Annotated in this window: 3 protein-coding genes; 2 read left to right on the top strand and 1 reads right to left on the bottom strand. The window is 45.4% G+C overall.

Annotated elements, in window-relative coordinates; all coding sequences use genetic code 11:
• Positions 1 to 998 precede the first annotated feature (998 nt).
• Both O9332_RS28105 and O9332_RS15210 read left to right on the top strand, forming a co-directional pair.
• A complete protein-coding gene (locus tag O9332_RS28105; protein ID WP_353853432.1) occupies positions 999 to 1,382 on the top strand; it encodes a pentapeptide repeat-containing protein in 384 nt (127 codons plus the stop codon).
• Between the two features lie 454 nt (positions 1,383 to 1,836).
• A complete protein-coding gene (locus O9332_RS15210) occupies positions 1,837 to 5,823 on the top strand; it encodes a magnesium chelatase subunit H (RefSeq protein WP_288026251.1) in 3,987 nt (1,328 codons plus the stop codon).
• A 261-nt stretch (positions 5,824 to 6,084) separates the two neighbouring features.
• Here the strand turns inward: O9332_RS15210 and O9332_RS15205 are convergent, their stop codons facing one another.
• Positions 6,085 to 6,207, bottom strand: a complete 123-nt coding sequence (locus tag O9332_RS15205; protein WP_288026255.1) for a hypothetical protein — start codon at positions 6,205 to 6,207, stop codon at positions 6,085 to 6,087.
• Positions 6,208 to 6,235 lie beyond the last annotated feature (28 nt).

Here is a 6,235-nt window from a genome sequence, read left to right as displayed (position 1 = left end):
AATGGATTTTAGGTTCGATCCCCCTGCCCCCTTAATCAGGGGGGTGCCGATAGGCGGGGGGATCCCCCCTTAATCCCCCCTTAATAAGGGGGGCATCTGATAATTTTTAACACCTACCTACTTAAGTAGGTGGTTATAATTAAATTAAAAATGGATTTTAGGTTCGATCCCCCCTGCCCCCCTTGATAAGGGGGGTGCCGATAGGCGGGGGGATACCCCCTTAATCCCCCCTTAATAAGGGGAGATACCCCCTTAATCCCCCCTTAATAAGGGGGGCATCTGATAATTTTTAACGCCTACCTACATATAGTAATTATCTTAATGGTGAGTTATCAGGGTTTCGTTTTGGGGAGACTCCGAGACGATGGAATTGAATTAGCAATGATCAATTCCGAGACAGAAAAGGGGTTTCTCGGAGAAACACCTTTTCTACTCATGCAAAAGGGGGAATACATAATCAGTTTTTAATAACTGGATTTAGTATCAGTCATTGACACAATTTTGAGTAAACCTCTAACCTAGTTATACTAAATCCGTTTTTAATAGTACACTTAACTCCTAAGTCTAGGTACTTAAGACGTGCGATAGTCAAAGGATTTTCGCGGTCGCTGGTTGATAAAATCCGTCACTCGATCTAAGCTTGTTTGAAGATTTGACGGATGCCATTCTCGTCATTTTCCTGATTCCTAAACATCTGTCTCATTGCATTACTTCTAATGGGCTTCTGACTTTTCCCATCATTGATTTTTATAGATTTTTGTAGTACATTACAAAAGACGTAGCAATCAGCAGAGAACCTTGTCTATGACTGTCTGCTCGTTGAATTAATCCTTTCATATACCCTAAATTAAGGAGAAGACTATGGCTGATCAATCCGATCTAATGAAGGCGATGCGGGGTGATAAGCTAAACGGCTTTTACTTCGGATCACCGATATAGACTCCAAAAGGGTTATAGCTGTTGGATCATGCAGGTTAAGCGCCGTTTAGCTTAAAAACCTGAGCGGTGCTAACCTGAGCGGTGCTAAACTGAGCGGTGCTCGCCTGCGCCTTGCTCGCCTGAGCGATGCTAACCTGAGCGGTGCTGACCTGAGCGATGCTCGCCTGAGCGGTGCTGACCTGAGCGGTGCTAACCTGAGCAATGCTATCCTGAGCCGTGCTGACCTGAGCAATGCTATCCTGAGCAATGCTATCCTGAGCGGTGCTAACCTGAGCGGTGCTAACCTGAGCGGTGCTAACCTGAGCGGTGCTCACCTGAGCGGTGCTGACCTGAGCGATGCTGACCTGAGCCGTGCTGACCTGAGCGATGCTAACCTGAGCCGTGCTGACCTGAGCGGTACGACAATGCCCGAAGGCTGGGAATCTATTGTCACATATCGTTAATCATTTCTGAAGCATTCGATCGAAATCTGGCGTTGCTGAGTAGCGGTATGATTTGGCAAAATTCTCAACCAGTTTTCAGAGCTTTTAGCAATCAACTCATTCTTTGAATCGGCAACGCTTGTCTCAAACTTATTGGAAACGACTATAACAGCGACATCTCGTCCGAGCTGCCATTTTCTACCACTTTTTATTAAAAAAGTCAATAGATTAAATATTAATTTTTGTAAAGAAAAGCCTGAGCAGTTACTCAGAAAGCTCTTTACCATCTGTTACAAAATATGGCAAGATATTTATCGAATTGTGTCAAAACCCAGAGTAAATACTCACTTGGGTTACATTTTCTGATACAAAACAGAAACATATATCTAAATACCTTAAACAAAGGGCGATCGTCATCTGATGACGAAAATCACTTCATACCAGAACTCAGCAATCCTAAGGAGAACCATCATATATGTTCACTCACGTCAAGTCCACCATTCGTCACATAGTTCCCGACGCGTTGAATGGTCGATCGCTGGTCAAGGTGGTCTATGTCGTGCTAGAACCTCAGTACCAAAGTGCGCTGAGTAGTGCCGTCAGGGAAATCAACTCTAACAACCCAAAACTAGCGATCGAAATTAGTGGTTATTTAATCGAAGAACTGCGCGATGGGGAAAATTATCGCAATTTTCAGGAGGATGTAGCCAAAGCTAATATTTTCATTGCTTCTCTCATCTTTATCGAAGATTTAGCCGATAAAGTTGTGGCCGCTGTCAGTCCCCATCGGGATCAATTAGACGCGGCGATCATCTTTCCCTCTATGCCCCAGGTAATGCGCTTAAATAAGTTAGGCAGCTTTTCTATGGCACAATTGGGACAGTCTAAGAGTGTCATCGCTAACTTTATGAAAAAGCGCAGGGAAAACTCTGGCGCTGGTTTCCAAGATGCGATGTTAAAGTTATTGCGAACCTTACCGCAAGTCCTGAAATATCTCCCCATGGAAAAAGCTCAGGACGCACGCAACTTTATGTTAAGTTTCCAGTATTGGCTAGGGGGTTCGGCAGAAAATTTAGAGAACTTCCTGTTAATGTTGGCCGATAAGTACGTCTTCGATAACAAGGATGACAGCGTAGTTTACAAGGAACCGGTAGTTTATCCGGATCTGGGTATCTGGCATCCTTTATCCATGAAAATGTTCGAGGATGTCAAGGAATACTTCGCTTGGTACAATAACCGCAGTGATATTGCCGATGACTTAAAAGACCCCTTGGCTCCCTGTGTTGGCTTAATTTTACAGAGAACTCACCTCGTTACTGGTGATGACGCTCATTATGTCGCTCTCGTGCAGGAATTCGAGTCTATGGGTGCGCGAGTCCTTCCTGTTTTTGCCGGGGGATTAGATTTTTCTAAACCGGTAGAGGAATACTTCTGGGATAAAAGCTTAAAAGGAGTGGAAGCGGTTGCTATCGTTGATACGGTAATTTCCCTGACGGGATTTGCTTTAGTGGGGGGTCCAGCGCGACAAGATCATCCGAAAGCGATAGAATCCTTAAAACGTCTCAATCGTCCCTATATGTGCGCGTTACCGCTAGTTTTCCAAACCACCCAGGAATGGGAAGAAAGCGATTTGGGGTTACACCCGATTCAAGTGGCGCTACAGATTGCTATTCCGGAATTAGACGGTGCGATCGAACCTATTATATTATCGGGCCGGGATGGCGCGACGGGTAAAGCGATCGCTTTACAGGATCGGGTAGAAGCGATCGCTCAACGGGCGCTAAAATGGGCTACCCTAAGAAAGAAACCGAAACTCAATAAAAAAGTCGCCATCACCGTCTTTAGTTTCCCCCCCGATAAAGGGAATGTGGGAACCGCAGCCTATCTAGATGTGTTCGGTTCTATCTACGAGGTGATGCAAGCGTTACAAAATAATGGTTATGACTTGCAGGACTTACCCGCATCTCCCCGGGAACTGATGGAAGCGGTAATCCATGATGCCACCGCACAATACCATAGTCCGGAGCTAAATATCGCCTATCGGATGTCCGTACCGGAATACGAACGTTTAACCCCCTATTCCGTCCGTTTAGAGGAAAATTGGGGACCACCACCGGGACACCTCAACAGTGATGGACAAAATCTATTAATCTACGGGAAAGAGTTCGGTAATGTTTTTATTGGGGTTCAACCCACCTTCGGTTATGAAGGGGATCCCATGCGTCTGCTATTTTCTCGTTCTGCTAGTCCCCACCACGGTTTTGCAGCCTACTACACCTATCTCAATCAAGTCTGGAAAGCAGACGCGGTTCTTCATTTTGGCACCCACGGTTCCCTAGAATTTATGCCGGGGAAACAGATGGGAATGTCTGGGGAATGCTACCCCGATAACCTCATCGGGATGATTCCCAACCTCTACTATTATGCCGCTAATAACCCCAGCGAAGCGACGATCGCTAAACGTCGCAGTTATGCGGAAACCATCTCCTATCTCACTCCCCCCGCAGAAAATGCCGGACTCTACAAAGGGTTAAAAGAACTAAGCGAGTTGATCGGTTCCTACCAAACCCTGAAAGATAGTGGGCGTGGGGTGCAAATTGTCAATACCATTGTCGATAAATGTTTATTAGTCAATCTCGACAAAGATATAAGTTTACCTGATGGTGACACTGCCCATCTCAGTCAAGAGGAACGGGATAATATCGTCGGTTCGGTCTATCGTAAACTGATGGAAATTGAATCGCGCTTACTTCCCTGCGGACTTCACGTTATTGGGAAACCCCCCTCGGCGCTCGAAGCGGTGGCAACTTTGGTCAATATTGCCAGTTTAGACCGGGAAGAGGACGATTTACTTTCCTTACCCCGAATTATTGCCAACAGCATCGGCCGGGATCTAGAGGAAGTTTATCGCAATAGCGATCGAGGGGTGTTAGAGGATGTGGAATTACTGCAAAACATCACCCTAGCGACTCGCGCTGCCGTCGCAACTTTAGTCAAGTCCCAAACCGACGCAGAAGGTCGAGTATCGATGCTTTCTAAGCTGAATTTCTTGAATATAGGCAAGAAATCGCCTTGGCTGGAAACTTTGCAGGAGATGGGTTATCCACAGGTTGATCCGGTGGCGTTAAAACCCCTGTTTGAATACCTAGAATTCTGTTTAGAACAGGTTTGTGCCGATAATGAATTAGGGGCGCTATTAAAAGCATTGGAAGGGGAATACGTTCTTCCCGGTCCCGGTGGCGACCCCATCCGTAACCCCGGAGTTTTACCGACGGGTAAAAATATCCACGCTTTAGACCCCCAGTCTATCCCGACCCTAGCGGCGGTAAAATCGGCTAAAATCGTGGTGGATCGTCTGTTAGAGCGGCAAAAACTGGATAATGGCGGTAAATATCCTGAAACCATCGCTTGTGTTCTCTGGGGAACTGATAATATCAAAACTTATGGGGAATCCCTAGCACAAATTCTCTGGATGGTGGGGGTTCGTCCTGTTCCCGATGCTTTGGGACGGGTGAATAAATTGGAATTGATTCCCCTAGAGGAATTAGGAAGACCGCGCATTGATGTGGTGGTCAACTGTTCTGGTGTCTTCCGGGATTTATTTATCAATCAGATGAACTTGCTTGACCAAGGGGTAAAAATGGCCGCGGAAGCAAACGAACCGATAGAGATGAATTATGTCCGTAAACACGCTATTGAACAAGCAAAAGAAATGGGTTTAACGGTTCGACAGGCAGCCACCCGCATCTTTTCTAATGCTTCCGGTTCCTATTCTTCTAACATCAATCTCGCGGTGGAAAATAGCAGTTGGGAAGATGAAAAAGAGTTACAGAATATGTATCTCAACCGCAAGGGTTTTGCTTTCGACTCGGATAATCCGGGTATGATGGCCGATAATCGTCAGTTGTTTGAAGCATCCTTAAAAACTGCGGAGGCAACTTTCCAAAACTTGGATTCTAGCGAGATTAGTTTAACCGATGTTTCCCACTATTTCGACTCGGACCCGACAAAAGTTGTGGCTAGTTTACGCGATGATGGCAAAAAACCGGCGGCCTATATTGCCGATACTACCACCGCTAATGCTCAGGTGCGTACTTTATCGGAAACCGTGCGCTTGGATACCCGCACCAAGTTACTCAATCCCAAATGGTACGAGGGAATGTTAAGTCACGGTTACGAAGGAGTCCGAGAATTATCGAAGCGTTTGGTTAATACCATGGGTTGGTCTGCAACTGCTGACGCGGTGGATAATTGGGTTTATGAAGATGTCAACACCACTTTTATTCAAGATGAGGAAATGTGTCAGCGTCTGATGAATCTCAATCCTAATTCTTTCCGCAAGATGGTGGGAACCCTGCTAGAAGTTAATGGTCGCGGTTACTGGGAAACTTCTCAAGAGAATTTAGACCGCTTACAGGAACTTTATCAAGAAGTGGAGGACCGCATCGAAGGAATCGAGTAGAATAGATAGATAAGACTTGAGAGACTGGCTAATTACCGGTCTCTTGAGTTTTGAACAAACATGAAAAATAACTTTTGGGGGTTAATTTGGTCTAGTTTTTTAGGAATTCAGTCATTGGTGCTGGGATTCCTGGGTTTTGTCGCTAGTTTACTTGCGTGGGTATTTGCTGGGCAGACACCTATTCCTCTAGTGGTTCTTTTTGTTATAATCACGATGGCTATATTAGCTATAGCTACTCTATGTAAGGCGTTACAAACGGCACTAGAAGAATATCAGGTTCTTCGTTACTTGGTATGGTTCGATAGGGGGGCATAAATCGACTAAATCCTTATCTGGCAAGAGACTTAATTGATTAGTTCGCTCTAGAGCAAAAACAATTGACAAAAATCGCTAAATGCTTTTCTATATAAGG

It is taken from the genome of Microcystis sp. LE19-10.1B (assembly GCF_027530565.1).
GTDB classification, from domain to species: domain Bacteria; phylum Cyanobacteriota; class Cyanobacteriia; order Cyanobacteriales; family Microcystaceae; genus Microcystis; species Microcystis aeruginosa.
The sequence above is the reverse complement of the archived record's forward strand: the minus strand, read 5'-3'. Positions and strand labels throughout refer to the sequence as shown.